The organism is Microbacterium sp. LTA6, assembly GCF_045690355.1.
Lineage (GTDB): Bacteria > Actinomycetota > Actinomycetes > Actinomycetales > Microbacteriaceae > Microbacterium.
Window position 1 is genome coordinate 107,642 of sequence record NZ_CP147855.1, and the last position, 22,755, is coordinate 130,396.

The 22,755-nt window shown below is 68.6% G+C and carries 22 protein-coding genes; 13 read left to right on the top strand and 9 right to left on the bottom strand.

The genetic code is table 11. The annotated features are described in order from the left end of the window. Positions 1–93: 93 nt before the first annotated feature. On the top strand, positions 94–1,536 hold the full coding sequence (locus tag LTA6_RS00545; protein WP_363545312.1) for a helix-turn-helix domain-containing protein: 1,443 nt from the start codon (positions 94–96) through the stop codon (positions 1,534–1,536). Positions 1,537–1,546: 10 nt separating this feature from the next. On the opposite strand, the gene LTA6_RS00550 is transcribed toward LTA6_RS00545, so the two are convergent. Next, a complete protein-coding gene (locus LTA6_RS00550) occupies positions 1,547–2,614 on the bottom strand; it encodes a winged helix DNA-binding domain-containing protein (RefSeq protein ID WP_407358420.1) in 1,068 nt (355 codons plus the stop codon). 38 nt (positions 2,615–2,652) lie between these two features. After that, positions 2,653–4,101, bottom strand: coding sequence for a glyceraldehyde-3-phosphate dehydrogenase (locus tag LTA6_RS00555; RefSeq protein ID WP_407358421.1), 1,449 nt, complete (start codon positions 4,099–4,101; stop codon positions 2,653–2,655). 166 nt (positions 4,102–4,267) lie between these two features. Between LTA6_RS00555 and LTA6_RS00560 the strand changes: the two genes are divergently transcribed. Both LTA6_RS00560 and LTA6_RS00565 read left to right on the top strand, forming a co-directional pair. Continuing rightward, entirely contained in the window at positions 4,268–4,639 is a 372-nt protein-coding gene (locus LTA6_RS00560) for a multidrug efflux SMR transporter (RefSeq protein ID WP_341975489.1), read from the top strand. Further along, positions 4,636–4,959 carry an SMR family transporter gene (locus tag LTA6_RS00565; RefSeq protein WP_341975490.1) on the top strand — a complete coding sequence of 108 codons (324 nt, stop codon included), beginning with the start codon at positions 4,636–4,638 and terminating at the stop codon, positions 4,957–4,959. Before LTA6_RS00560 ends, LTA6_RS00565 begins: the two co-directional genes overlap by 4 nt. Positions 4,960–4,975: 16 nt before the next feature. Here the strand turns inward: LTA6_RS00565 and LTA6_RS00570 are convergent, their stop codons facing one another. Both LTA6_RS00570 and LTA6_RS00575 read right to left on the bottom strand, forming a co-directional pair. Beyond that, entirely contained in the window at positions 4,976–5,641 is a 666-nt protein-coding gene (locus tag LTA6_RS00570; RefSeq protein WP_407358422.1) for an SDR family oxidoreductase, read from the bottom strand. Between the two features lie 26 nt (positions 5,642–5,667). Next, positions 5,668–6,177 (bottom strand): hypothetical protein, encoded by a 510-nt coding sequence (locus tag LTA6_RS00575; protein WP_407358423.1) that lies wholly within the window; start codon positions 6,175–6,177, stop codon positions 5,668–5,670. A 67-nt stretch (positions 6,178–6,244) separates the two neighbouring features. On the opposite strand from LTA6_RS00575, the gene LTA6_RS00580 reads away from it, so the two are divergent. Beyond that, on the top strand, positions 6,245–6,829 hold the full coding sequence (locus LTA6_RS00580; RefSeq protein ID WP_363545295.1) for a TetR/AcrR family transcriptional regulator: 585 nt from the start codon (positions 6,245–6,247) through the stop codon (positions 6,827–6,829). Positions 6,830–6,946: 117 nt separating this feature from the next. Continuing rightward, positions 6,947–8,929: a primary-amine oxidase gene (locus tag LTA6_RS00585; RefSeq protein WP_407358424.1), complete on the top strand. Its 1,983-nt coding sequence runs from the start codon at positions 6,947–6,949 to the stop codon at positions 8,927–8,929. Between the two features lie 22 nt (positions 8,930–8,951). On the opposite strand, the gene murQ is transcribed toward LTA6_RS00585, so the two are convergent. Both murQ and LTA6_RS00595 read right to left on the bottom strand, forming a co-directional pair. Beyond that, positions 8,952–9,887 (bottom strand): N-acetylmuramic acid 6-phosphate etherase, encoded by a 936-nt coding sequence (murQ, locus tag LTA6_RS00590; protein WP_407358425.1) that lies wholly within the window; start codon positions 9,885–9,887, stop codon positions 8,952–8,954. Further along, a complete protein-coding gene (locus LTA6_RS00595) occupies positions 9,877–10,776 on the bottom strand; it encodes a BadF/BadG/BcrA/BcrD ATPase family protein (RefSeq protein WP_407358426.1) in 900 nt (299 codons plus the stop codon). Before LTA6_RS00595 ends, murQ begins: the two co-directional genes overlap by 11 nt. 100 nt (positions 10,777–10,876) lie before the next feature. Here LTA6_RS00595 and LTA6_RS00600 point away from each other — a divergent pair, with 100 nt between their 5' ends. Then, complete coding sequence (locus tag LTA6_RS00600; protein WP_407358427.1) at positions 10,877–12,277, top strand: MFS transporter; 1,401 nt, start codon at positions 10,877–10,879, stop codon at positions 12,275–12,277. A 4-nt stretch (positions 12,278–12,281) separates the two neighbouring features. On the opposite strand, the gene LTA6_RS00605 is transcribed toward LTA6_RS00600, so the two are convergent. Then, positions 12,282–13,442 carry a DUF998 domain-containing protein gene (locus LTA6_RS00605; RefSeq protein ID WP_407359233.1) on the bottom strand — a complete coding sequence of 387 codons (1,161 nt, stop codon included), beginning with the start codon at positions 13,440–13,442 and terminating at the stop codon, positions 12,282–12,284. 145 nt (positions 13,443–13,587) lie between these two features. On the opposite strand from LTA6_RS00605, the gene LTA6_RS00610 reads away from it, so the two are divergent. The 7 genes from LTA6_RS00610 to LTA6_RS00640 all read left to right on the top strand — a co-directional run bounded on the left by LTA6_RS00610 (position 13,588) and on the right by LTA6_RS00640 (position 20,908). Next, entirely contained in the window at positions 13,588–14,544 is a 957-nt protein-coding gene (locus LTA6_RS00610) for a helix-turn-helix domain-containing protein (protein WP_341975499.1), read from the top strand. A 161-nt stretch (positions 14,545–14,705) separates the two neighbouring features. Next, on the top strand, positions 14,706–15,494 hold the full coding sequence (locus LTA6_RS00615) for a MoaF C-terminal domain-containing protein (protein ID WP_407358428.1): 789 nt from the start codon (positions 14,706–14,708) through the stop codon (positions 15,492–15,494). A gap of 53 nt (positions 15,495–15,547) precedes the next feature. Then, entirely contained in the window at positions 15,548–16,714 is a 1,167-nt protein-coding gene (locus LTA6_RS00620; RefSeq protein ID WP_407358429.1) for an ABC transporter substrate-binding protein, read from the top strand. Between the two features lie 80 nt (positions 16,715–16,794). Continuing rightward, a complete protein-coding gene (locus LTA6_RS00625; protein WP_407358430.1) occupies positions 16,795–17,655 on the top strand; it encodes a branched-chain amino acid ABC transporter permease in 861 nt (286 codons plus the stop codon). Beyond that, a complete protein-coding gene (locus tag LTA6_RS00630; protein ID WP_407358431.1) occupies positions 17,642–19,414 on the top strand; it encodes an ABC transporter permease subunit in 1,773 nt (590 codons plus the stop codon). Before LTA6_RS00625 ends, LTA6_RS00630 begins: the two co-directional genes overlap by 14 nt. Beyond that, entirely contained in the window at positions 19,411–20,103 is a 693-nt protein-coding gene (locus tag LTA6_RS00635; protein ID WP_341975504.1) for an ATP-binding cassette domain-containing protein, read from the top strand. Before LTA6_RS00630 ends, LTA6_RS00635 begins: the two co-directional genes overlap by 4 nt. A 154-nt stretch (positions 20,104–20,257) precedes the next feature. After that, positions 20,258–20,908 carry an HAD-IA family hydrolase gene (locus tag LTA6_RS00640; RefSeq protein WP_407358432.1) on the top strand — a complete coding sequence of 217 codons (651 nt, stop codon included), beginning with the start codon at positions 20,258–20,260 and terminating at the stop codon, positions 20,906–20,908. A gap of 121 nt (positions 20,909–21,029) precedes the next feature. Here the strand turns inward: LTA6_RS00640 and LTA6_RS00645 are convergent, their stop codons facing one another. Together LTA6_RS00645 and LTA6_RS00650 are read right to left on the bottom strand one after the other, a co-directional pair. Continuing rightward, positions 21,030–21,845 (bottom strand): SDR family oxidoreductase, encoded by an 816-nt coding sequence (locus LTA6_RS00645; protein ID WP_341975506.1) that lies wholly within the window; start codon positions 21,843–21,845, stop codon positions 21,030–21,032. A gap of 29 nt (positions 21,846–21,874) precedes the next feature. Then, the gene (locus LTA6_RS00650) at positions 21,875–22,741 is read right to left on the bottom strand and encodes an SDR family NAD(P)-dependent oxidoreductase (protein WP_407358433.1); all 867 of its coding nucleotides are present in this window, start codon (positions 22,739–22,741) and stop codon (positions 21,875–21,877) included. Between the last annotated feature and the right edge of the window lie 14 nt (positions 22,742–22,755).

Here is a 22,755-nt window from a genome sequence, read left to right on the forward strand (position 1 = left end):
GTGTGGGGCGTTGTATCTATCTTCTTCCGGCAGCACGACACTTTCGGCCGATCTCGTCATTAAGAAGTGCGTTTCTTTCGCTAGAATCAAGGAATGGCGACCTCCGGCATTCACCTCACGACCCTTGGCCACCGCATCCGTCATCACCGTCTGGAGAACGGCTTCACGCTCGATGAACTCGGCGCCCTCGTCGGCGTCGCGGGGTCGCAGCTCAGCCTGATCGAGAACGGCAAGCGCGAGCCCAAGCTGTCGCTGCTGCAGGCGATCGCCCACGCCACCGGCACGGAAGTCACCGATCTGATCTCCGGCGAACCGCCGAACCGGAGGGCGGCCCTCGAGATCGAGCTCGAACGCGCACAGGAGAGCCCGGTGTTCCGGCAGCTCGGCATCGCGCCGGTGCGCGTCAGCAAGGGAATGAGCGACGAGACGATCGAATCGCTTCTGGGATTGCACCGCGAGCTGCAGCGTCGCGAACGAGAGGCGATCGCGACACCGGAAGAGGCTCGCCGGGCGAACACCGAGCTGCGCCTGCGGATGCGCGAACAGAACAACTACCTCGCCGACATCGAGAAGCTCGCCGAGAAGCACCTTCGATCGGCCGGCCACGTGCAAGGAGCGCTCACGCACCGCACCGTGAACATCATGGCGCAGAAGCTCGGCTTCGAGCTGATCTACGTGAACGACCTGCCGCACTCCACGCGCTCGGTCACCGATCTCGAGAACAGCCGGATCTACCTGCCGCCCGCGTCCATCCCTGGGGGCCACGGCCTGCGCTCGATGGCCCTGCAGGCGATGGCCCACCGCCTGCTCGGGCACACTCCCCCGACCGACTATGCGGACTTCCTGCAGCAGCGGCTCGAGATCAACTACTTCGCCGCCTGCTGCCTGATGCCCGAGACGGCTTCGGTCGCCTTCCTGCAACAGGCGAAAAAGGATCGCAACCTCGCCGTCGAGGACTTCCGGGACGCGTTCGGCGTCACGCATGAAGCGGCCGCCATGCGGATGACGAACCTGCTCACCCAGCACCTCGGCATGCGGCTGCATTTCCTGCGCGTCGACGCGAACGGCGCCATCACGCGCGTCTATGAGAACGACGATCTCCCCCTGCCGATGGACGTCACCGGCGCCGTGGAGGGGCAGCGCGTGTGCCGCAAGTTCCAGGCGCGCGAAGCATTCACTCAGCAGAACCGGACGACCGAGCACCACCAGTACACCGACACTCCGTCCGGAACGTTCTGGTGCGCGACGCAGACCGGCTCATCGAGTGACGGAGAGTTCTCCGTCACCGTCGGCGTGCCCTTCGACGACGCGCGATGGTGGCGAGGACGCGAGACCTCGGATCGGGCCGTCTCGACCTGCCCCGACGAAGCGTGCTGCCGCCGCCCTCCTGCCGAGCTCGCCGATCGCTGGAGCGGCAAGGCCTGGCCGAGCGCCCGCGTGCACACGCACATGTTCTCGCCGCTCCCCCGTGGCGCGTTCCCCGGCGTCGACGACAACGAGGTGTACACGTTCCTCGGTCGGCACGCCGACGAGTAGGCGGGTGCGCTCAGCCGCTCACGAAATCGCTGTAGCGCGCCAGAGCGGCGGCGACGGCATCCGGATCCAGTTCGGCGTCGAAGGGCTCGGCCAGCGGCGCATCGCGGTGTCGCCCCACGGCAGCCGAGTGGGTCCACGCCCCCGCGATGCGTCCGCGCGAGAGCAGGCTCGCGCGCACCATGCCGTTCTTGCCCGGACCGATAAGGGCCATCGCCGCGGCGTCGGCGACGGCTCCGCGGTCAGCGTAGGAGATGTAATACTCGTCGAACATCGGCAGGGCCCGCACCGCGTCATCGTCGACTCCGCGCGCACGGCGCGGCCGCATCGCGGAGACGAAGACGCCGTCGTCCACCTCGCTCACGCGGTGCCGCCCCCGTTCGACGGCCTCACGCGCGACTCCGAGTGTCAGGCCTGACCACCAGGCGAAATCCGCAGCGGTCGCCGGCCCGTGCCCGTCGACGTAGCGGACGAAGAACTCGGCCAGCGGGTCGTCGGGCATCGCCTCGGCATGGATGTGCTCGTCGACGAGGACGAACAGCTGCTCGCGGCCGACGGCGCCCTCGCGTGCCACGACGGGCCCCTGCACCAGGACCGCATCGACGCACAGTGCGCCGATGATGTGCACGCCGCGCTGCCCTGACGGGTCGATACCGAGCTCGGCGATGTCGTCGAGCAGCTGCGCCCTGGTGCGGCCGCCATCGGCCAGGCGCTCCCGGAACGCCCGCCCGACGCGATCGAGCAGCTCGGCGTCGATTCCGAGTTCGCGATGCCGACCCGCCACCTGCTTGCGCTGCCGCTCGCCGGTCACCGAGAGAACCCAGCGCAGATCCGCGGCCGGAATGACGTGCAGCGTGCCGCGCATCGTCCATGAGCGCACCAGGTCGCCCCGCGCGAAGGCACGGTCGACCGTCGCGAGGGTCGGAGAGCCGGTCGTGCGGATGCCGAGCGCCCAGCGACCGGCGAGGAACTCCTGGCTCTGCACGGCGAGCATGTGCGCCGCGGCATCCGTCACTGTCCGCGCTGGCGCGGTGAGCCGATGGGAGCGGAGGCGTTCGGACAGCAAGGCGCTGGGCGTCATGCCCCCATATTGCCCTGCGGCGCCGACATCGCGCCCGTTCAGCCCAGGAGTGTGACCTCTCGGCGCGCCGGGAGCACCACCGGGTGCGAACCCGCCATGACCTCGAGAACGCGGATGACCTGGCAGGAGTACCCGAACTCGTTGTCGTACCAGACGTAGAGGATGAGCGTGTCCTCATCGGCGATCGTGGCGAGACCGTCGACGATGCCGGCGCGGTGCGAGCCGACGAAATCGGTCGACACGACCTCGGGCGACTCGACGTAGTCGATCTGCTGGCGCAGCTTCGAGTGCAGCGAGACACGACGCAGGTAGTCGTTCACCTGCTCCTTGGTCGCAGGCCGCGCGATCGTGAGGTGGAGCACGGCCAGCGACACATCGGGGGTGGGCACCCGGATCGAGCTGCCGGTCAGCTTGCCCTCGAGCTGCGGGAGCGCCTTGGCGACGGCCTTGGCGGCGCCCGTCTCGGTGATCACCATGTTCAGCACCGCCGAGCGGCCCCGCCGGTCACCCCTGTGGAAGTTGTCGATGAGGTTCTGGTCGTTCGTGAACGAGTGCACGGTCTCGACGTGCCCCTTGACGACGCCGTACGCCTCGTCGATCGCGGCGAGCACCGGGGTGATGGCGTTGGTCGTGCAGGACGCGGCAGACAGGATGCGGTCGCCGGCCTCGATGGTGTCGTCGTTGATGCCGTGCACGATGTTCTTGAGCGGGCTCTTGCCCGGGGCGGTCAGCAGCACGCGGGCCACGCCGGGCGACTGCAGGTGCTGCGAGAGCCCTGCTTCATCGCGCCAGCGCCCGGTGTTGTCGACGACGATCGCATCGCGGATGCCGTAGGCGGTGTAGTCGATGCCGGCGGGGTCGTCGGAGTAGATCACCTGGATGCGGGTGCCGTTCGCGATGATCTGCTCGGCATCCTCATCGACGGTCACGGAACCGGCGAACTTCCCGTGCACGGAGTCGCGCTGCAGAAGCGACGCGCGCTTGACCAGGTCGTTCTCGGCGCCGCGGCGCACGACGATGGCGCGCAGACGCAGGCCGCTGCCTCCGCCGGTGTGCGCGATGAGGATGCGGGCGAGGAGACGCCCGATCCGCCCGAAGCCGTAGAGCACGACGTCGGTGGGGGCGGCAGGGGTCGCCCCGATCGCGGGAGCGAGCACCTCACGCAGGTACTCGGCGAGCGGGCGCTCGTCGGCGGCATGGCCCTCGACGAGGCGCGCGACATCGAGCGACGACGCACCGGGCGCGAGTTCGCGGAGCGCTTCGAGTACCGCGAGGCTGTCCTGCAGGGCGAGTTGCTCATGGCCGAGCTGGGCGACGCGCTGGTGCACCTCGACGAGCCCGGTGGCCGACAGCCCGAGCAGGCGATGCCCATGCAGTGACGTCACCACATCGTGTTCTCGCTTGAGGGCTCCGACGAGCGGAATCATCCGCTCCGCCAGCTCTTCTCGTGCCGTCCAGTCGTCACGGTGTGCCGCGAAATCGTTCATCTGCATCCTTGCATGAGTGAGGGGCGCGCCGATGGGTCTCCGGCGCGCAGGTGCCGGGTGAGTTCGGGGGATGCATACCAGGGTACGCGTTGTTCATGGGTGCTTCGGGAATCTCCCGTATCCTCCGCACGTTCTCCCCCGCGAACGCACTATCGAAAGGCAGAGCATGACCGACCGTCCCCGCCCATCGGCCTGGCCGCCGTTACTCACCGCGATCGGCCTCGAGGTGGCGGCCACTCTGTCGCTCCGAGCTGCGGAAGGCTTCACGTATCCGCTCTGGCTCATCCCCGTCGTGATCGGCTACGGCGGCTCGCTCTGGCTGCTGTCGATCGTTCTCGACCGCGGAATGCCGGTCGGCGTGGCATACGGCATCTGGTCGGCGATCGGAGTCGTGCTGACTGCGGTGCTCGGAACGGTGCTGTTCGGCGAACTGCTGGGGCCGGTGCAGATCATCGGAGTCGGAGCGATCGTGATCGGCGTGCTGCTCGTGGAGCTCGGCTCCCACAAGCGCGAGCCCGCGGTCGAGGCGGCATCGTGACCTGGCTGCTGCTCGCCATCGCGATCGCCAGTGAGGTCACGGCGACGTTGAGCCTTCGTGCTTCTGAGGGCCTGCGGCGCCGACGCTGGATCCCCGTAATCGTCGTCGGCTACCTCCTCGCGTTCACGCTCCTCGGCGCCGTTCTCGCGATGGGAATGCCGGTCGGCGTCGCCTACGGTGTCTGGGCGGCGGCCGGTGTGGCCATCACCGCGATACTCGGGAGAGTTCTGTTCAAGGACCACTTCTCAGCGATGATGGCCATCGGCGTCGCGCTCATCGCCGCCGGCGTCGCCCTCATCGAGTTCGGCGGCGGACACTGAGGCTGACCGCCGAACCTCAGAACTGTGCGGAGAACGCCCCGTCGGTCTTGATCAGCTGACCGGAGATCCAACGCCCCTCGTCCGACACCAGGAACTCGACGGTCGCCGCGACGTCTGCGGGACGTCCCAGTCGGCCGAGGGGCGTCATTCCCGCGAGAGAATCGCGGGTCTCATCGTCCATCCAGCCGGTGTCGATCGGCCCCGGGTTGAGCACGTTCGCAGAGATGCCGCGCGGACCGAGCTCGCGTGCCGCCGAGATCACCAGTCGGTCGAGTGCGCCCTTCGACGCACCGTAGGGCAGGTTGCCCGTGACGTGATCGCTGGTGAGCGCCACGATGACACCGCCGCCTTCGTCCGCCTGGCGCGCGAAGGCCGCGATGAGCAGCAGACTCGCCCTGGCGTTGATCGCGACATGCCGGTCGAAGCTCTCGGCCGTGGTGTCCATGATGCCGGATTCGATGTCGTGCGCATGGCTGAGGATCAGGGCTGTGATCGTGCCGTGCGCCCGGTTCACCTCGGCGATCAGCGCCTCCGGCCCGTCATGCATCGAGAGGTCGGCGGTGACGTCGGCGTGTTCGATATCGCTGGTGATGACGGTCCAGCCGGCGGCACGGAGGCGCGGGACGATGCCGGCGGCGATGCTGTTCGCGCGCGCGGCACCGGTGATCAATGCGAGGGGCATCCGGCCACGCTACCGGAGGCTGATGCTCAGTGCGCGAGCCACATGATCACCACACCAGCGGTCATGGCCCAGGCCTCGACGACGACGAAGCGCGAGGTGCCGCCGTGTGGACGGATCCGGTCGGCCACCGTCCACGCGGCGAGCGCGACGACGCCGAAGGCCGCGAGCACTCCCACGGCATCCGTTCCCCTGTGCATGCCATGACCCGCCTCCGCGATCATCTCCCCGTGCGAGATCCCCGTGAACATGCACACGGCCATCACCAGCGACCCCAGCGCGCGATGACAGCAGGTGCGCACGACCGGGCGTCCGCGCAGCCCCGCTGTGCCGAGCATGGCCGAGAGCATGAGGGCGGCCCCCGCCAGCAACGCGATGCGCGAGTCGCCGGCGGACGCCGCCGAGGCGACCATCGCGATGGCCATCACGATCACAGCCTGGCGTCCTTGCCACGGCACTGCTCGGCCGGCCGCAAGACAGCACGTGACGGCCGCGATCGCGCTGGCGATCATCAGCGCCGTCATCGTCGGGTGGTCCATGCCGTGAATTATATTGATCGTGCGCTCAAAATAGCCAGACCCTCTTCCGATGCGCCAAGATGGGCAGGTGCCCCGCGTTGTCGACCATGACGAGCGCCGCCGGCAGATCGCCGAGGCGCTGCTCGTCGTCGCCGCACGCGACGGCCATGAGAGCGTCACCTCCCGCGCGGTCGCCAAGGAACTCGGCATCGCGACCGGCTCGCTCTGGCACTATTTCGACGGCTTCGACGATGTGATCCGCGCCGCCGCGGCCGAGGTCACGCGCCGCACCGACGTGCGGATCGAGGCCGCGACCGCCGACCTCCGCGGCCTCCCCCGACTGCACGCCATCATGCGCGAGGTTCTCCCCGTCGACGAGGGCACCCGCACCGAAGCACACGTCGTGGTCGGCTTCTGGGGTCGACTCGCAACGCTCGCCTCGACGCCGGATGCCGCCGCCCCGACCCTCGCGACATGGCAGGACAGCATCCGAGAAGCTCTCGGCGAAGCCGTCACCGATGGAGCGCTCCGCGCCGACACTCCCCTCGACGCCGTGATGGCCCTCCTGCGCTCGATCACCTACGGCCAGCAGGTCGTCGAGGTCACCGAGCCTCAGAATGCCGCCGCACACCTCGCCGTGCTCGACAGCATCCTCGCTCCCTGGCGCCTCTGACCCGGCATCCCCACTGCCCCACCTCCGCCGATTCGACGCTTGTGCGCGCGCACCGCGGGGCGTAGCATCGTCGCAACCCGTTTATTGAGCATGCGCTCGAAATAGTGAGGTACGAAGATGTCCCACCAGCCCGTCCACATCGAGAAGATCGCAACACCGCACCCTCTCGACCCCCTCACCGGTGCGGAGATCGCCGCCACCCGTGCGGTGCTCGAGTCTTCGGGGCTCATGGGTGACACCGTCCGGGTGCCGATGCTCCTTCCGGACGAGCCGACCAAGCGCGAGCTGGCGGCATGGAAACCCGGCCATCCCATCGATCGGCGGGTCGACGTCACCCTCCTCGACACCGCCACCGGTGTCGCCACCGAGGTCATCGTCTCCCTCACACGCGGCGAAGTCGTCAGTGCTCAGCGCGTACCCAACGACGCCCCGCCCTACGGACAACCGCAGTACCTCTTCGAGGAGTACGAGCGCGCCGAGGCGATCGCGAAGGCTTCCCCGGAATGGCGCGCGGCGATGAGACGCCGGGGCCTCGAAGAGCACGTCGAGCTCGCCTTCTGCGGCCCGCTCGCCCCGGGATACACCGGTCGCGCCGATGAGGTCGGCCGTCGTGTCATCCGCTCGCTGACCTTCCTCAAGTACGACGAGAACGACTCACCGTGGGCGCATCCCGTCGAAGGTCTCATCGTGCACATCGACCTGACGACGAACAGCGTCATCCGGGTCGAGGACCACGGCGATGTGCCGGTGCCCGCCGGCCACGGCAACTACTACCCCGAAGTGCAGGGCGACGCCCGCACCACCTTGAAGCCGATCGAGATCACCCAGCCCGAGGGGCCGAGCTTCACCCTCTCCGGCTCGCTCGTCGAGTGGGAGAAGTGGGCGATGCGGGTCGACTTCAACGCCCGCGAAGGACTGGTGCTGCACGACGTCACGTTCGACGGACGTTCGGTGCTCAGCCGCGCGAGCGTGCCGGAGATGGTCGTCCCCTACGGCGACACAGCTCCCGGACGTTTCTGGATCAGCTACTTCGACGCCGGCGAGTACCTCCTCGGCAAGAACGCCAACCACCTCGAGCTCGGCTGCGACTGCCTCGGCGTCATCCGCTACCTCGACGGCTTCGTCGCCGACGATCACGGCAACCCGGTCCGCATCCCGAACGTGATCTGCATGCATGAGGAGGACTACGGCATCCTCTGGAAGCACACCGATCTCTCCGGGCGCTCCGACGTGCGCAGATCCCGCCGCTTCGTCGTCTCGTACTTCTCCACGATCGGCAACTACGATTACGGCTTCTACTGGCATTTCTACCTCGACGGTTCGATCGAGGTCGTGGCGAAGGCCACCGGCATCGTGTTCGCTGCAGCGGGCGAACCCGGCGTACGGCAGAAGCACGCGACCGAGCTCGCTCCCGGCGTGTTCGCCCCCGTGCACCAGCACCTGTTCTGCGCCCGACTCGATGTCGCCATCGACGGCGAGGACAACCGTCTCGTCGAGGTCGACGCGCAGCGGATCCCGATGGGCGCGGACAACCCCTTCGGTAACGCGTTCACGTGGTCGGAGACGACGCTGGCGACCGAGTCCGCGGCGCAGCGCGAGGCCGATGCCTCCGTCGCTCGCGCCTGGGAGGTGCAGAGCGCCTCACGCACCAACCGCGTCGGTCGCCCCACCGCGTACCACCTGATCCCGGAGCCGACCGCGTTGCTGATGGCCGACCCTGCATCATCCGTCGCGGCGCGGGCAGCCTTCGCCACGAAACACCTCTGGGCGACGCAGCACGAGGCCGGGCAGATCTGGCCGGCGGGCCGCTACCCGAACGCGCACCAGGGCGGATCGGGGCTGCCCGAATACGCGGCGGGCGACCGTTCCCTCGATGGTGAGGACATCGTGCTCTGGCACACCTTCGGCCTGACGCACTTCCCGCGGCCGGAGGACTGGCCGATCATGCCCGTCGACTACGCCGGATTCTGGTTCAAGCCCTACGGCTTCCTCGACCAGAATCCTGCGCTGGACGTTCCGGAGTCATCGCAGGCGCACGGGAGACCGGATGCCGCGGGCGGTGGTTGCTGCGGCAGCGGCGCGTGCACGTGCGGCCACTGAGATCGAATCAGGCCTGCCCGCGTCAGCGGAGGGCGGCGATGGCATCGCGCAGGATGCCGTCGGCGGCCTCGAGTGCCGATGCGCCCTCTTCCGCTGATGCCCCGGTGGCGAGCACCAGGAGGGCGAGCTTGACCGACCCGCCTGCCTCGCGGAGCGCAGAGGCCGCTTCGGGGGTGCCAACACCCGCGAGGGTCGACACCGTGCGGATCGACCGCGCGTGCAGCTTCTCGTTCGTGGCGAGAAGGTCGACCATCATCCCGCGGTAGGTCTTGCCGAGCTTGATCATCGACAGGGTCGTGAGCATGTTCACCACGAGCTTCTGCGCGGTGCCCGATTTCAACCGCGTGGATCCGGAGATGAACTCCGGGCCCGTGACGACCTCGATGGCGATGTCGGCCACGGCTCCGATGGCCGAGTCGCGGTTCGACGCGATCGCGACGGCGAGCGCGCCCTGCTCCCGAGCGAACTTCAGCCCGCTGATGACGTACGGCGTGCGCCCGGATGCCGAGATCCCCACGACCGTGTCGAGCGCTCCGATCTCCATGTCGCGCAGTGCGACGATCGCGGCATCCTCATCGTCCTCTGCATTCTCCACGGCCGAACGGATCGCGGGTTCGCCGCCGGCGATGAGCCCGACCACCATCGAAGGATCCGTACCGAAGGTGGGCGGGCACTCGCTCGCGTCCAGAACGCCCATGCGGCCCGCGGTGCCCGCGCCCATGTAGACGAGACGCCCGCCACGCCGGAAACGATCGGTGATGCCGTCGACTGCCTGTGCGATCTCGGCGGACCGCTCGGCCACCGCGGTCGGCACCCGCTGATCCTCGGCATTCATGCGCCGCACGAGCTCTGCGGTGTCGAGCAGGTCGAGATCGCCCCGTTCGGCGTCCTGCGCCTCGGTGTCGAGCTGCGAGAGCTCGTTGAGGAGCTCGGTCAGGCGAGTGGTGTCATCCGGCACGGTGCACGAACCTTTCATGGGGAAGATCGGAGCGACGGGTGAGCAGCAGCGCCCCATCGAGAGCGTCGCCGGCCGCAGGCACGACGCGGCGACCCGCTGCACGAAGCGCGGCCTCCAGAGCCTGTCGGAACCAGCGGTGATCGGTGAGCCCGCCATGCACGACGACGTCGACGGTGCGACCGGCCGCGGCGACGGCGGATGCCGTGAGCAGCCGCACGGCCTCGGCCGCGATGGCGGTGGCTGCGGGGTCTTCGGCGGCAGCGGCGTCCAGCACCAGCGGGGCCAGCGTCGCGAGTCGTCGAGCGACCGGTCCGTCCTGCGCGAGCCAGGCCGGGATGTCGGACGGCTCGCCGATGGACCCGCCGATGTCGACGACGAGGCGGGTTTGCGGGCCGAGACCCGAGGGGGCACGCAGGACGGCGCGGAGCGCCTCACGGCCGAGCCAGGAGCCGCTGCCGAAGTCGCCGATCTCCGGACCCCAGCCGTCGACCAGGCGCACGTCGTCGTCGACCCCGAGGGCGGCGGCCCCGGTGCCGGCGATGAGCAGCACTCCGGTCGCTCCTTCGAGAGCTCCGATGTGCGCGGTGACGACGTCGGAGGTCACTGCGACGCGAGCGCCGGCCTCGGCAGCGAGGCGCCGCGCGAGGTCTGCGGCGGCATCCGGAGCCGCCCAGGCGCCCGCCGCGCCGACGCCGAGAAGGCCGATCGGCGTCGGGAACTGCTGCAGAAGGGGAATGATGGCGCCGACCGCGGCATCGACGCCGTCACGGGCAGCGAGTCCCGGCGCGCCGAGGCCCGTGCGGGCCACGCGTTCGGTGCCGGTGCCGGAGGCGACTCTGCACTGGGACTTGCCGAGATCGACGGCGACGCCCACGGACGGATCTGGCATGGGACAAGTCTACGCATGCGATCGGGAATACCCCCCGGGGGTATATGTTACGTTCTCCAGAGCTGCCGATCGACGGCAGCGCAGAGAGAAAGGCCGCCTCGTGTCCACGACCCAGAGCAACCCCGGAGCCGTACTCCTCCGAAGTCCCCGAAGGGGACTCGGCCTCACCCTGATCGCGGCAGCCCAGTTCGTCGTCATCATGGACACCTCGATCATCGGCGTGGCGCTGTCGGACATCGGTCGCGATGCCGGATTCGGCGCGGATGGCCTGTCCTGGATCTTCAACGCCTACGTCATCGCGTTCGGCGGACTGCTACTGCTCGGCGGACGGCTGTCCGACCTGTTCGGCGCTCGCAAGATCTTCAGCATCGGCTGGGCCGCTCTGCTCGTCGGATCGCTCGCCGCCGGCCTCGCGACGACTCCGTGGGTGGAGATCGCCGCCCGTGGCGTCCAGGGTGCAGGCGCGGCACTCATCGCCCCCGCCGCCCTGACGCTGCTGATGACCCTCTTCGGCGGCACGCCCATGCTTCCGCGCGCGTTCGCGGTGTACGGCGCCGCTGCCCCCATCGGAGGCACGGCAGGCGTCTTCCTCGGTGGCGTGCTCACCGAGTACCTCGGCTGGCCGTGGGTGTTCTACATCACGGTTCCGATCGCCGTGGTGATCCTCGCCCTCACACCGCTCGCCTTCCCCGCCGGGGTGCGCGCCACCGGGAGAATCGACGTCATCGGCGCCGTCACGGGCACGGTCGGCCTCGCCCTCACCGTTTTCGGCATCGTCCGCGCCCCGGAGGCCGGCTGGCTCACCGTCGAGACGCTCGGCGCACTGGGAGGCGGCATCGTGCTGCTCGTCGGCTTCGTCGTGCGGCAGGCTCGCGCCACTGAGCCGCTGCTCCGGCTGGGGATGCTCCGGATGCCGCAGCTGGCCGGCGCGAACATCGCGCAGCTCCTTCTCGGCGCCGCCTGGATACCGATGTGGTTCTTCCTCAACCTGTATCTGCAGAACGTGCTCGGAGCATCCGCCTTCGCCTCCGGTGCAGCGCTCGTGCCGATGACCGCACTCATCGTCGTCGGGATGACCGTGTTCGCTCCCCGGCTGGCGGCACGATTCGGCACCAGAGCGATGGTGACGAGCGGCTTCGTCCTGCTCGGGATCGGCGTCGGGGTGCTCGCCCTCGCACCGGCGGACGGGTCATACGTGGCGCATGTGCTCCCCGCCTCGCTGGTGGCCGCATCCGGAATGGCGCTCGCCTTCGTCCCGTCGCTCACGACGGCCATCGCGAGTGCTCCGCCCGCCGAGGCCGGAGTCGCATCGGGCCTCGTCAACACGAGCTACCAGATCGGCTCTGCGCTGGGCCTGGCTGCGTTGTCCGCAGTCAGCACTGCCGTCGGCGGTGCGACCGGGGAGAGCACCGGCTACAGCGCCGCGTTCGCGGGCGCCGCCCTCATCGCCGTCGCCGGACTGATCGCCGCCACGGCGATGCTCCGATCCGCGCGCAACTGACCGTTCAGGCCGTCGACGCCACCGGACCCGCCGCCGCTCCCGCGGTGGCCGCGGGTCCGGTGGCCGTCTCGCCCGACAGGCCGGCGGGCGCGCTGATCGACCCGGCGGTGCGCAGGAAGACGATGATCCAGCTGAAGATGAGGATCGCGGCGATGAGTTCGACCGCCGTCAGGTTGTAGTACCCGGTGGCGAAGAACACCCCGAGCAGCATGATCACCAGTACGTAGACCCAGCCGAACACCACGAACACCCGCGGGATGCTGCGCAGGAACCAGGGCAGCCCGACCACGATGACGGCGAAGGCCACGCACATTCCGGTGGCCACGGTGTTGTGCAGGGGAAGGAACTGGTCCACCGGGAAGACGCCGACGCATGCGAGGAAGATCCCGATCAGGATCAGGCCGGCGCGCAGGACGCCCCTGCCCCGGCGATCGACCGGCTCCTCAACGGGCAGACCCGCCGTGGCGTAGCGCGCGATCGTCGTCACCATGACACCGGCGATGATCAGTGTCAGATTGAACGCCCGCGACGCGCTGTTCGTGCTCATCCCGAGTGCCGACAGGTTCTCCTGCCACCAGTGCACGTCGCTCGAGGCCAGCATGCTGGCGAACGCTCCGATCACCAGGAAGACCGTGAGGACCAGGGACAGCGTCATCGGCGTGAGGCCCGCTGCGCTGAGGAAGCACACGTATCCGGTGAGCCCGACGGCGACAGCGACGAGAATCGCGCCGGGGAACCCGAAGACCGGCGCGTCGGTGAATGCCTGTTCCAGCAGTTGGGCGATGCCGATCCAGCCCAGGTAGGCGATCGCCGCATGCGCGAAGGCGATCGCGGCCAGGTCGTACCAGCGCAGTCGATCGCCGGGCACGCTGAATCCGTCGCGCGCGACATCCGACGGCTGATCGACGGGACGCACGGCGTAACGGCCGAGCGCGAACGCGATCACCGCGGCGATCGCGCCGCCGATCGCCGCGAATGCGCCGATCGATCCGGCGCCGCTGATCGCCAGGTCTCTGCCCCAGAAAGCCAGGAGGCTGATCGGAAATCCGATGGCCATGAGGCCGGCCCCGACGATCAGTGCGACGGCCTCGAGAACGGCCGCCGGAGTCTCCGGCCCGCGAGCCGCCCGCAGAAACTGCAGGAGCCGCTCCCCCTGGGTAATCATCACGCGCCCTCCGAGCGTCAACGGACTTCTGGTCGTCATCCTATGGCGATGCGATCTTCGCCGATCGCGCATCGACCAGCGGTGGTAACATCACCCTACGGATCGTATACAAAGTCGTCGTTCCACCATCCCGAGGTGTTCCATCATGATCGGTGTACCCGCTGCTCCCGCCGAATCGGTGTCGACCCTGGTCGCGCGCAACATCAGTGAGTTCCGCGCTGCCGTCTCCGAGTCGTTCGTGCCCCTGCAGGTGTCGAGCGTCGGAGCCGATCGGTTCCGCGGTGTGATCCGCGGCGCGTCCGTCGACGAGGTGCACGTGAACGACGTGCGCGCCACCTCCCACGTCGTCGAGCGCACGCCTGAACTCATCGCCCGAGGTGACCGCTCGTATTTCAAGGTCAGCCTCATGCTGGCCGGCACCGGCATGCTCATCCAGGATGACCGCGAAGCCGTGCTGCGCGTCGGCGACCTCGCCGTCTACGACACCGACCGCCCTTACTCGCTCGTGTTCGACGAGGACTTCCGGACCATGGTCGTGATGTTCCCGAAGCACCTCATCAGCCTGCCGCCCGACATGATCGGCCAGCTCACCGCGGTGCGCATCTCCGGCCAGGAGGGGCTGGGGAGCATGGTCGTGCCCTATCTCACCCAGCTCGCCGGCAACCTCGACCAGCTCGCCGGCACCACCGGAGCACGCCTGGCGCACAGTGCGCTCGACCTCGTCACCACCGTCTTCACCCGCGAGCTCGGGCTCGACGAGTCGTCGGCGGATCCGCACAGAGCCCTGGTGCAGCGCATCCGCGGTTACATCGATCGCAACCTCGCCTCGACGGACCTGGGTCCCGCCTCGATCGCCGCCGCGCACTTCATCTCCACCCGACACCTGCACGGACTCTTCCAGGAGCAGGGCATGACCGTGTCGACCTGGATCCGCACCCGCCGCCTCGAGCAGTGCCGACGTGATCTCCTCGACCCGATGCTCGCGGATCGCCCCGTCGCCGCGATCGCCGCGCGCTGGGGCTTCGTCGATGCGGCGCACTTCAGCCGCGCGTTCAAGACGGCCTTCTCGGTATCTCCGAGCGAGTACCGCTCCGCGCACTGACCGCGACTTGCCCCGGAGGGCACGCCGGTTGACTCTCGGCGCGCGATGGTCGCGTTGCCCTTGAGCGGATGCCCCGGCCAGAACCAGCATGAGGCAAGTGCACCGCGATGGCGCGGCGCCCGGAGCGACGTTGCTCCGCCGCACGCGACCTCAGGACGCTCATGACCGACACCTCCATCGATCCCGCACTGGACGAGTGGCGCACGTATGACGAGTTCGCGGCCGGCATCGACACCTACCGGCTGCCGAACACATCCCTCGACGGGACGAGTCTTTCGCTCACTCTCGACGACGGTTCCGTGCTCTCCTTGGTCTTCGCCTCGAGCACCGTCTCCTGGTCCGGATTCGACACGTCGGGGACCGACCCCTACGACGCTGTCGCCGTGCGCGATGACGTCCTGTTCGTGAACATCCCACTCGCCAGCCGCGAGCGTGAGGCGATCACCGTCGTCTATTCGACGACGACGCACCGAGCATCCGTCATCCAGTCCCGCATCGGCGCCGAGGCGATCGAGGGAACGCCTCAGGTCGGCCAGGAGTTCTGGGCGGCGACCACGGACGCCGGCGTGGCCACCGGCGAGGCACCCGGGCCGAGCCGCGACCTCATCGGCAAGCGCAACGTCTACCGCTACAGCCCCGATCACCTCTACGAGCACGTGTACATCTCCAGCCAGCGCTATGCCTGGCAATGCCTCGAGGGCGTGCAGCGGGGCCACGGCGACATGGACCTGTCGAGGGTGTGGAAGTTCGCCGACGGCCTGTACCTGTTCTGCTTCCGGGAGTTCCGGATCGCCGTCGCCAGCGTGTGGCTGCACGATCTGGGATATCAACTGATGACGACCGGCATCTTCCTCGGCCTCAACGGCGACGGGGATGCCGAGCACTCCCGCGGCGGCGGCCACATCTATCCGCTCGGCTCCGTCGCGTATCCCGACGTCCAGCCCCTCTGAGCTGCAGGCATGGCTCACGACCCCGATCACCCGAACACGAGAGGCAGAATCACATGAACACGAGAGCAACGGGCACAGCAGCCCTGATCGCCGTCGCCACCCTCGTCCTCGCCGGCTGTGCCGGCGGAGACAGCGGAGGAGGCGAGGGCGCGCCGATCGTCGTCGGCTCCGTCAACACGCTCAGCGGCCCGGCGACGTTCCCCGAAGCATCCGAGGCGGCAGCCGCCGTGTTCGATGCCTTCAACGAGGCGGGCGGCCTCGACGGCCGCGAGATCGAGTACAAAGTGCTCGACGACAAGGGCGACCCGGCGACCGCGACCGCCTCCGCCCGCGAGATGGTCGGCAGCGACGAGGCTGTGGCGCTCGTCGGATCCGCGAGTCTCCTGGAGTGCGAGATCAACGCCAAGTACTACGAGCAGGAGGGCATCCTCTCCGTTCCCGGCATCGGAGTCGACACCGGATGCTTCGCCAGCGACAACATCTCGCCGGTGAACGTCGGGCCCTTCAACGACATGACCCTCACGCTGCAGTACGGCTCCGAGGTCCTCGGACTCGAGGACATCTGCGTCCTGCTCGAGATCGCCGGTTCCACGCGACCCACCTATCAGGCCGCGATCGACAAGTGGACCGAGCTCACCGGAAAAGAGCCGAAGTACGTCGACGACACCGTGCCCTACGGCGCATCGGACTACACGCCGTACATCGTGAAGGCGCGCGAGCAGGGCTGCAAGGCTCTGGCCGTCAACCCGATCGAGCCTGACGCGATCGGTCAGCTCAAGGCCGCCAACGCGCAGGGCTGGGACGACGTCACGTTCCTGTACCTGACCAGCGTGTACAGCGAGAACTTCGCAGCAGCGATCGACAACGCAGCCGGTGGCATCTACGTCCCTGCCGAGTTCTACCCGTTCACCGAGGAGAACGAGATCAACAAGGAGTGGCGTGACCTGATGACCGCGAACGACATCGCGCTCACCTCGTTCAGCCAGGGCGGTTACCTCGCAGCGACGTACTTCATCGAGGTGCTCAATGGCATCGACGGCGACATCACGCGCGAGAGCGTCAGTGAGGCGTTGAAGAACATGGACCCGATCGAGAACCCGATGGTCGGCACGCCCTACGCCTTCGGCACCGACAACACCGCCGGTTGGCCGATCGTCCTGAAGTCGGGCACCAACGCCTGGGAGCAGGTCGCGGACGACTGGTTCCGCTTCGAAGACTGACCGCACCCACCCCGGTCGTCGAGCGCCGCTTCGCGCGCTTGACGACCGGGCACCACCGTCCGACCAGAAAGGACAATCCCATGCTGCAAGGAGCCATTGCCGGCCTCGCCGCCGGCGGCCTCTACGCCGTTCTCGGCGTATGCCTGACGCTCATGTCGCGCCTCGTTCGGGTCGTCAACTTCGCCCAGGCCGCGACGGGCATGTTCGGCGCATTCACCGCGGTCTGGTTCGTTCAGGAAGTCGGACTGCCCATCTGGCTCGGCTCCGTGCTCGGCGTCTTCGTGGCTGGGCTCCTCGCCGCGGCCATCGGCTGGATCGCAGCCACCTGGCTGTCGGAGGCGTCGACCACCACACGATCCGCGATGACGGTCGGCCCGTTGCTGCTGCTCATCTCGATGTCGTTCATCCTGTTCGGCAACAAGCCCCAGCCGTTCACGCCGATCATCGCCGGACCCGCATTCCAGGCGGGTGGCGTCGTCGTCAGCCAGGTCACCGTCGCCACGGTCTCCATGGCCGTCATCACGGCGATCGTCGTCCGGATTATTCTCCGGCGCACCAGGGTCGGAACGCAGCTGCGCGCCCTCTCCGAACGCCCGACGACCGCCGAGCTCCTCGGCATCCGCTCTCGCCCATTGTCGATCGCCGTCTGGTTCGTCACCGGCATCATCAGCGCCATCGCGATCATCATCGTGGCGCCGTCTCAGTCCAGCGACGCGACCGGGCTCTCGATGCTCATCGTCCCCGCGGCGGCGGCGGCGCTCCTCGGCGGATTCCGGCGGCTCGATCTCGCCGTGATCGGTGGAGTCGTCCTCGGCGTCCTCGGCGGAGTGGTCGCCCAGATCGACGAAGTGGCGTTGGTGCGCAACTTCCTCCCGTTCCTGTTCATCGTCGTCCTACTGCTGTGGACGCAACGCAAGGAGGTGTGGGATGCCGCTCGCTGAACGCTCCTGGTTCCGGCTCTCGTGGCCATTCGCCGTCGGTCTCGCCGCGATCGGCGTCGGCGCGATTCTGAGCTCCGCGCTTCCCGGCTACTTCGTCTTCCTGGCGATCAGTGCGGTGATCGCGGCCATCGCGATCCTCGGTCTCGGGATCGTCACCGGTTCCGCCGGGATGATCGCCCTCTGTCAACTCACCTTCGCCGCGGTCGGCGCATGGATCGTGTCACTGCTGAACGTCATGCAGGCTCCGGGCGGGTTCATCGTCTGGCTGTTCCTCGGCGGCATCGCCGCGGGACTGGTCGGCGTGCTCGTCGGGCTGCCGGCTCTGCGCCTTCGTGGGGTCAATCTCGCCGTCGTCACGCTCGGTTTCGCTGCGGCTGCCGACGTCACCCTCGTGCAGATCCAGTTTCCCGGGTCTGCCGACGGCACCGCGATCGAGCGCCCGGCGCTGTTCTCCAACGATCGTGAGTTCTTCTTCCTCTCCATCGTCGTGCTCACGATCTGCGCGTTGGCCGTCTTCTTCCTGCAGCGCGGCCGCTGGGGTTCGAGCTGGAAAGCCGTCGCCTTCTCCGAGCGCGGCACCGCGGCTGCAGGGCAGAGCGTGCAGGTCGCGAAGCTCACGGCCTTCGCTGTCTCCGCTGCTCTCGGTGGCATCGCCGGCGGACTCCTCGCCGGCCAGGTGCAGTTGCCGTTCGCGTCGAGCTTCACTCCCCTGCAGTCGCTCGCGCTCTATGTGCTCGCCGTGATGTCTGGCGCGCATCTGATCGACATGGCGATCCTCGGCGGCATCCTCTGGGTGCTGGTTCCCGAGTTGCTCAAGCGTTGGGGCGTGCCTCAGGACTGGGCGTTCGTCGTCTTCGGTGTGCTCGGAGTGCAGGCGCTCACCGGTGGCACGAACCTCGGGCAGAGCATCCGCAACCTCCTCTGGAAGCGCGCGGACCGCAAGACGGCGAAGGCGAAACTGACAGCGCTGCCGCCTGGCGCCGAACCGGATGCCGCCGCCATCACGACCACGACGACGGCCACCGTCGACGAGGCCGCTCTCCGCGGAGAACCCGTGCTCACCGTGGAGGGGTTGACGGTGCAGTTCGGCGCGCTGAAGGCACTCGACGACGTGTCGCTCGAGGTGCCTGCGGCGTCGATCATGGGGCTCATCGGCCCGAACGGCGCCGGCAAGTCGACCTTCGTCGACGCGATCAGCGGCTTCCTGCCGAAACACGGCGGGCGGATTCGCCTCGACGGACGCGATCTCGCCGGGCTCTCGCCCACTCGCCGAGCGCGCCTCGGCCTGCGGCGCACGTTCCAGCAGGATCGAGTTCCGCCCGCGCTCACGGTCGGCGGCTACGTCCGGTTCGTCGCGCGGCGACGGCTCGCGGCATCCGACATCGACGAGGCTCTGGAGTTCTTCGGCTGCCCGCCTGCTCGCTCCCGTCTGTCGAGTGTGGATGTCGGAACGAGGCGCCTCGTGGAGGTGGCCGCGAACGTGCTCGCCAAGCCCCGTCTGCTCATCCTCGACGAGCCGGCCGCCGGTCTCTCGCACGGGGAGCACCTGGCGCTTGCCGCGCGACTGCGGGAACTCCCCGCACGATTCGGCGTCGCGCTGATCATCATCGAGCACGACCTCGACCTGGTCCGCTCGGTCTGCCCGACGCTCACGGTGCTCGACTTCGGTCGAGTGCTGGCGAGCGGCCCGCAGGCCGAGGTGCTGGCGAACCCGGACGTGGTCAAGGCCTACATGGGAGAAGCGGAGCTGCTGTCATGAGCGAACTCGTGCTGAACGACGTCACGGTCAGCCGCGGAGCCGGCGCTGTCATCTCGGACGTCTCGCTCCGCGTCACCGGCGGCGACGTGCTCGCCCTGGTCGGTCCGAACGGCGCAGGCAAGACGAGCCTGATCGAGTCGATCTCCGGTGTGACGCCGCACTCCTCCGGCTCTCTCACGCTGGATGGCGACCCGATCGACAAGCTGTCTCGAGTCGCCAGGGCACGGCGCGGCATCGTGCACATCGAGCAGGGACGGGCGGTGTTCCCCTCGCTCACCGTGCGGGAGAACATCTCGTTGACCGCGCGCACCGCCGCCGAGCTCGACGCGGCGATCGCGCAGTTCCCCGAGCTCGAGAAGCGCATCGACTCCCCCACCGGGCTGCTCTCCGGTGGGGAGCAGCAGATGGTCGTGCTGGCCCGTGCATTCGCCGCGAAACCGCGGATCCTGCTCATCGACGAGATGTCGCTGGGCCTCGCGCCCGTCGTCTTCATGCGGCTGATGCCGATCGTGAAGTCGATCGCGGATTCGGGTGTCGGCGTGCTGCTCGTCGAGCAGTTCACGCAGCTGGCGCTCAGCCTCGCCCGCGAGGCGGTGGTCGTCGCCGGCGGCGCGGTGTCCTTCCAGGGCACCTCCGAGGCGCTGCGCGCCGACCCGGAGTTGCTGCATCGCGCCTATCTCGGCGGCTGATCGGCATCCTGTCCACGGATGCCTGCGTACCGGATGCAGGACCAAAACCCATGTGCCGGGCGACACGCCGCGGGGTGGTCCTGCATCCGTGCGTCGGTCCTGCAAGTGGTACGGCCGGACGGATGCCGGGGCTACCAGCGGCTAGCCTGAGGGGGTGACTCAGACCACCCACGCCCGCGCCGTCCTGCTCGACATGGACGGCACCCTCGTCGACTCGACCTCGGTCGTGGAGCGCCTCTGGCTCGCGTGGGCAGAGCCGCACGGCATCGATCCCGAGACGGTGCTCAGCGTCGTGCACGGGCGTCAGGGGCACCAGAGCATGGCGATCCTGCTGCCCGAGCGAGATCACGCGATCAATATCCACGAGAACCAGGTCATGCTGGCGAACGAGTCGAGCGACGTCGAAGGGGTGGTGGCGATCGCCGGGGCCGAGTCGCTACTGAAGGCCGTCGAGGGGCTTCCGCATTCGATCGTCACCTCCGCTGACGTCGCGCTCATGAACGCGCGAATGGCCGCTGCCGGTCTCACCGTCCCGCAGCTGGCCGTCACGGCCGAGAACGTATCGGCATCCAAGCCCGACCCAGAAGGGTTCCTCCGCGGCGCGGAGCTGCTCGGCATCGAACCCGCCGACTGCGTCGTCTTCGAGGATTCGGGTGCCGGCATCCAGGCCGGACTCGCAGCGGGGATGCGGGTGATCGGCGTCGGAAAGCACGCGGCTGCCCACAACCCCACGTACGTCGTCGACGATCTCACCCAGGTCGCTGTCGTCCGCATGGACGACGGGTTCGAGCTCACGATCGGCTGAGGCCCGCCGCTCCGCGCCTACCGATCGCACGCCGCACGCAGAACTGCACGAACTTCGCACGAATCTCCCAGATCTCTGCGAAGTTCGCGTTGTTCTATGAAGTTCCGAGTGGCGGGAAGCGCTACATCCCGGCGTGATCGAATGCGATGGTCGGAACGTCGACGACGTGCGAACCGCCGTCGGCGACGATGACTGCCCCGGTGATGTACGACGACTCCCCCGAACCGAGGAAGCGCACGACGGAGGCGATCTCGCTCGGATGCGCCGGACGACGAAGTGGCACATCGGCGGTCACCGTCGCGTAGGCCTCCTCGCGCGAGCCGAGGTCGGCGTGCGCGGCGAACTCATCCATCTCGTCATCCGCCATCGGCGTCTGCACCCATCCCGGGCAGATCGCGTTCACGCGCACGCCGTGGCGTCCATAGTCACGCGCCAGCGACCGGGTGAGCCCGATCAGCGCGTGTTTGCCGACCGTGTAGCCCGCGACCGATGGGCCGGCGAAGAGCCCGGCGAGCGAGGACACGATCACGATCTGACCCTTCGCCTCGATCAGGGCGGGCAGCGCCTCGCGCGCCATGGTGAACGCCGTCGTCAGGTTCGCCCGCAGCGAGGCTTCCCACCCCGCGTCATCCGTGTCGCCCACCGACGAGAACCCGTGTCCGCCCGCGTTGGCGACGAGCACGTCGAGGCGTCCGAATTTCGACAGCACCTCGGCGACCGCAGCCTTCGCCGAGTCGGTATCGGCTGCATCGGCGACGACCGGATGCGCCCCGACGGCCTGCTCCACCTCACGCAACGGCTCGATACGGCGTCCGACGACGACGACGTGCGCGCCCTCGGCCGCGTAGCGCTCCGCGATGGCCGCTCCGATGCCGGTGCCGCCGCCGGTGATGACGACGACGCGTCCGGCGACCGTCGATCCGATCGAGCTTGTCATTCGCTTCTCCTGACTCTTGTGTGTACGTGTTAGGCGGGAAATCCCGAACGCGCGGTGTATCCGAAGTCGCTGAGGATCGTGGTGCCGTTGATCGCTCGGCTGCGCGGCGACACCAGGTACGACACGTGCGCAGCGACCTCGTCCGCGGTCTGCACCGGGAAGCTGGCATCGCCGAACCCGTCGTCGGCTCCCAGATCGCCACGGCTCATCGGGGTGTCCACGATCGAGGGCGCCACCGTGTTGACGCGGATCCCGTCTCCGGCGAGATCCACCGAGAGCGCCCTGGCAAACTGCACGAGCGCGGCCTTCGATGCGCAGTACGGCACCATTCCCGGTGAGGCGACGAGGGCCGAGTCGCTCGAGACGAGGACGACGGATGCTGCCACCGACGCGCGCAGGGCCGGGAGCGCGTGCTTGAGAATGAGGAACGCGCCCGTGACGTTCACCGCGAAGACCGTCTCCCACTGCGCGAGGCTGGTCTGCTCGATGCCGGATCCGACCGGGCCCGAGACGCCGGCGCAGCAGACGACGGCATCCAGGCCGTGGAGTTCTGCGACCGCCGTGGCGACGGCACCGCGCACCTCGGCCTCATCCGTGACGTCGGCGGAGACGATCACGGAACCCGGACACGCGTCGCCCGTCACTTTGACGCCCGCGGAGTCGAGGTCCAGCAGGGCGACTCTCACGCCTTCCGCGGCGAGCGCCAGCGCCACCGCGCGGCCGATCCCGCTCGCGGCCCCCGTGACCAGCGCCGTTCTCCCGTCCAACTGCAGATCCATCTCACCCTCCGTCCGCCCCGTCGGCATCGAGCAGCGCCATCGGATGACGGCGGCGTCCTCCCCGTCATCCTGCTCCTGCGTCGCCGCCAGGCGAACGCCGCTCCGCTGTCCGTGCACGCTCACACCATCGT

Coding starts and splice junctions, on each gene's coding strand:
- LTA6_RS00570 (WP_407358422.1), bottom strand. CDS start 5,641: ATGCCCCTCGCATTGATCACCGGTGCCGCGCGCGCGAACAGCATCGCC.
- LTA6_RS00615 (WP_407358428.1), top strand. CDS start 14,706: ATGACCGACACCTCCATCGATCCCGCACTGGACGAGTGGCGCACGTAT.
- LTA6_RS00635 (WP_341975504.1), top strand. CDS start 19,411: ATGAGCGAACTCGTGCTGAACGACGTCACGGTCAGCCGCGGAGCCGGC.
- LTA6_RS00645 (WP_341975506.1), bottom strand. CDS start 21,845: ATGACAAGCTCGATCGGATCGACGGTCGCCGGACGCGTCGTCGTCATC.
- LTA6_RS00625 (WP_407358430.1), top strand. CDS start 16,795: ATGCTGCAAGGAGCCATTGCCGGCCTCGCCGCCGGCGGCCTCTACGCC.
- LTA6_RS00545 (WP_363545312.1), top strand. CDS start 94: ATGGCGACCTCCGGCATTCACCTCACGACCCTTGGCCACCGCATCCGT.
- LTA6_RS00620 (WP_407358429.1), top strand. CDS start 15,548: ATGAACACGAGAGCAACGGGCACAGCAGCCCTGATCGCCGTCGCCACC.
- LTA6_RS00630 (WP_407358431.1), top strand. CDS start 17,642: ATGCCGCTCGCTGAACGCTCCTGGTTCCGGCTCTCGTGGCCATTCGCC.
- LTA6_RS00555 (WP_407358421.1), bottom strand. CDS start 4,101: ATGAACGATTTCGCGGCACACCGTGACGACTGGACGGCACGAGAAGAG.
- LTA6_RS00585 (WP_407358424.1), top strand. CDS start 6,947: ATGTCCCACCAGCCCGTCCACATCGAGAAGATCGCAACACCGCACCCT.
- LTA6_RS00560 (WP_341975489.1), top strand. CDS start 4,268: ATGACCGACCGTCCCCGCCCATCGGCCTGGCCGCCGTTACTCACCGCG.
- LTA6_RS00595 (WP_407358426.1), bottom strand. CDS start 10,776: ATGCCAGATCCGTCCGTGGGCGTCGCCGTCGATCTCGGCAAGTCCCAG.
- LTA6_RS00610 (WP_341975499.1), top strand. CDS start 13,588: ATGATCGGTGTACCCGCTGCTCCCGCCGAATCGGTGTCGACCCTGGTC.
- LTA6_RS00575 (WP_407358423.1), bottom strand. CDS start 6,177: ATGGACCACCCGACGATGACGGCGCTGATGATCGCCAGCGCGATCGCG.
- LTA6_RS00605 (WP_407359233.1), bottom strand. CDS start 13,442: ATGATTACCCAGGGGGAGCGGCTCCTGCAGTTTCTGCGGGCGGCTCGC.
- LTA6_RS00550 (WP_407358420.1), bottom strand. CDS start 2,614: ATGACGCCCAGCGCCTTGCTGTCCGAACGCCTCCGCTCCCATCGGCTC.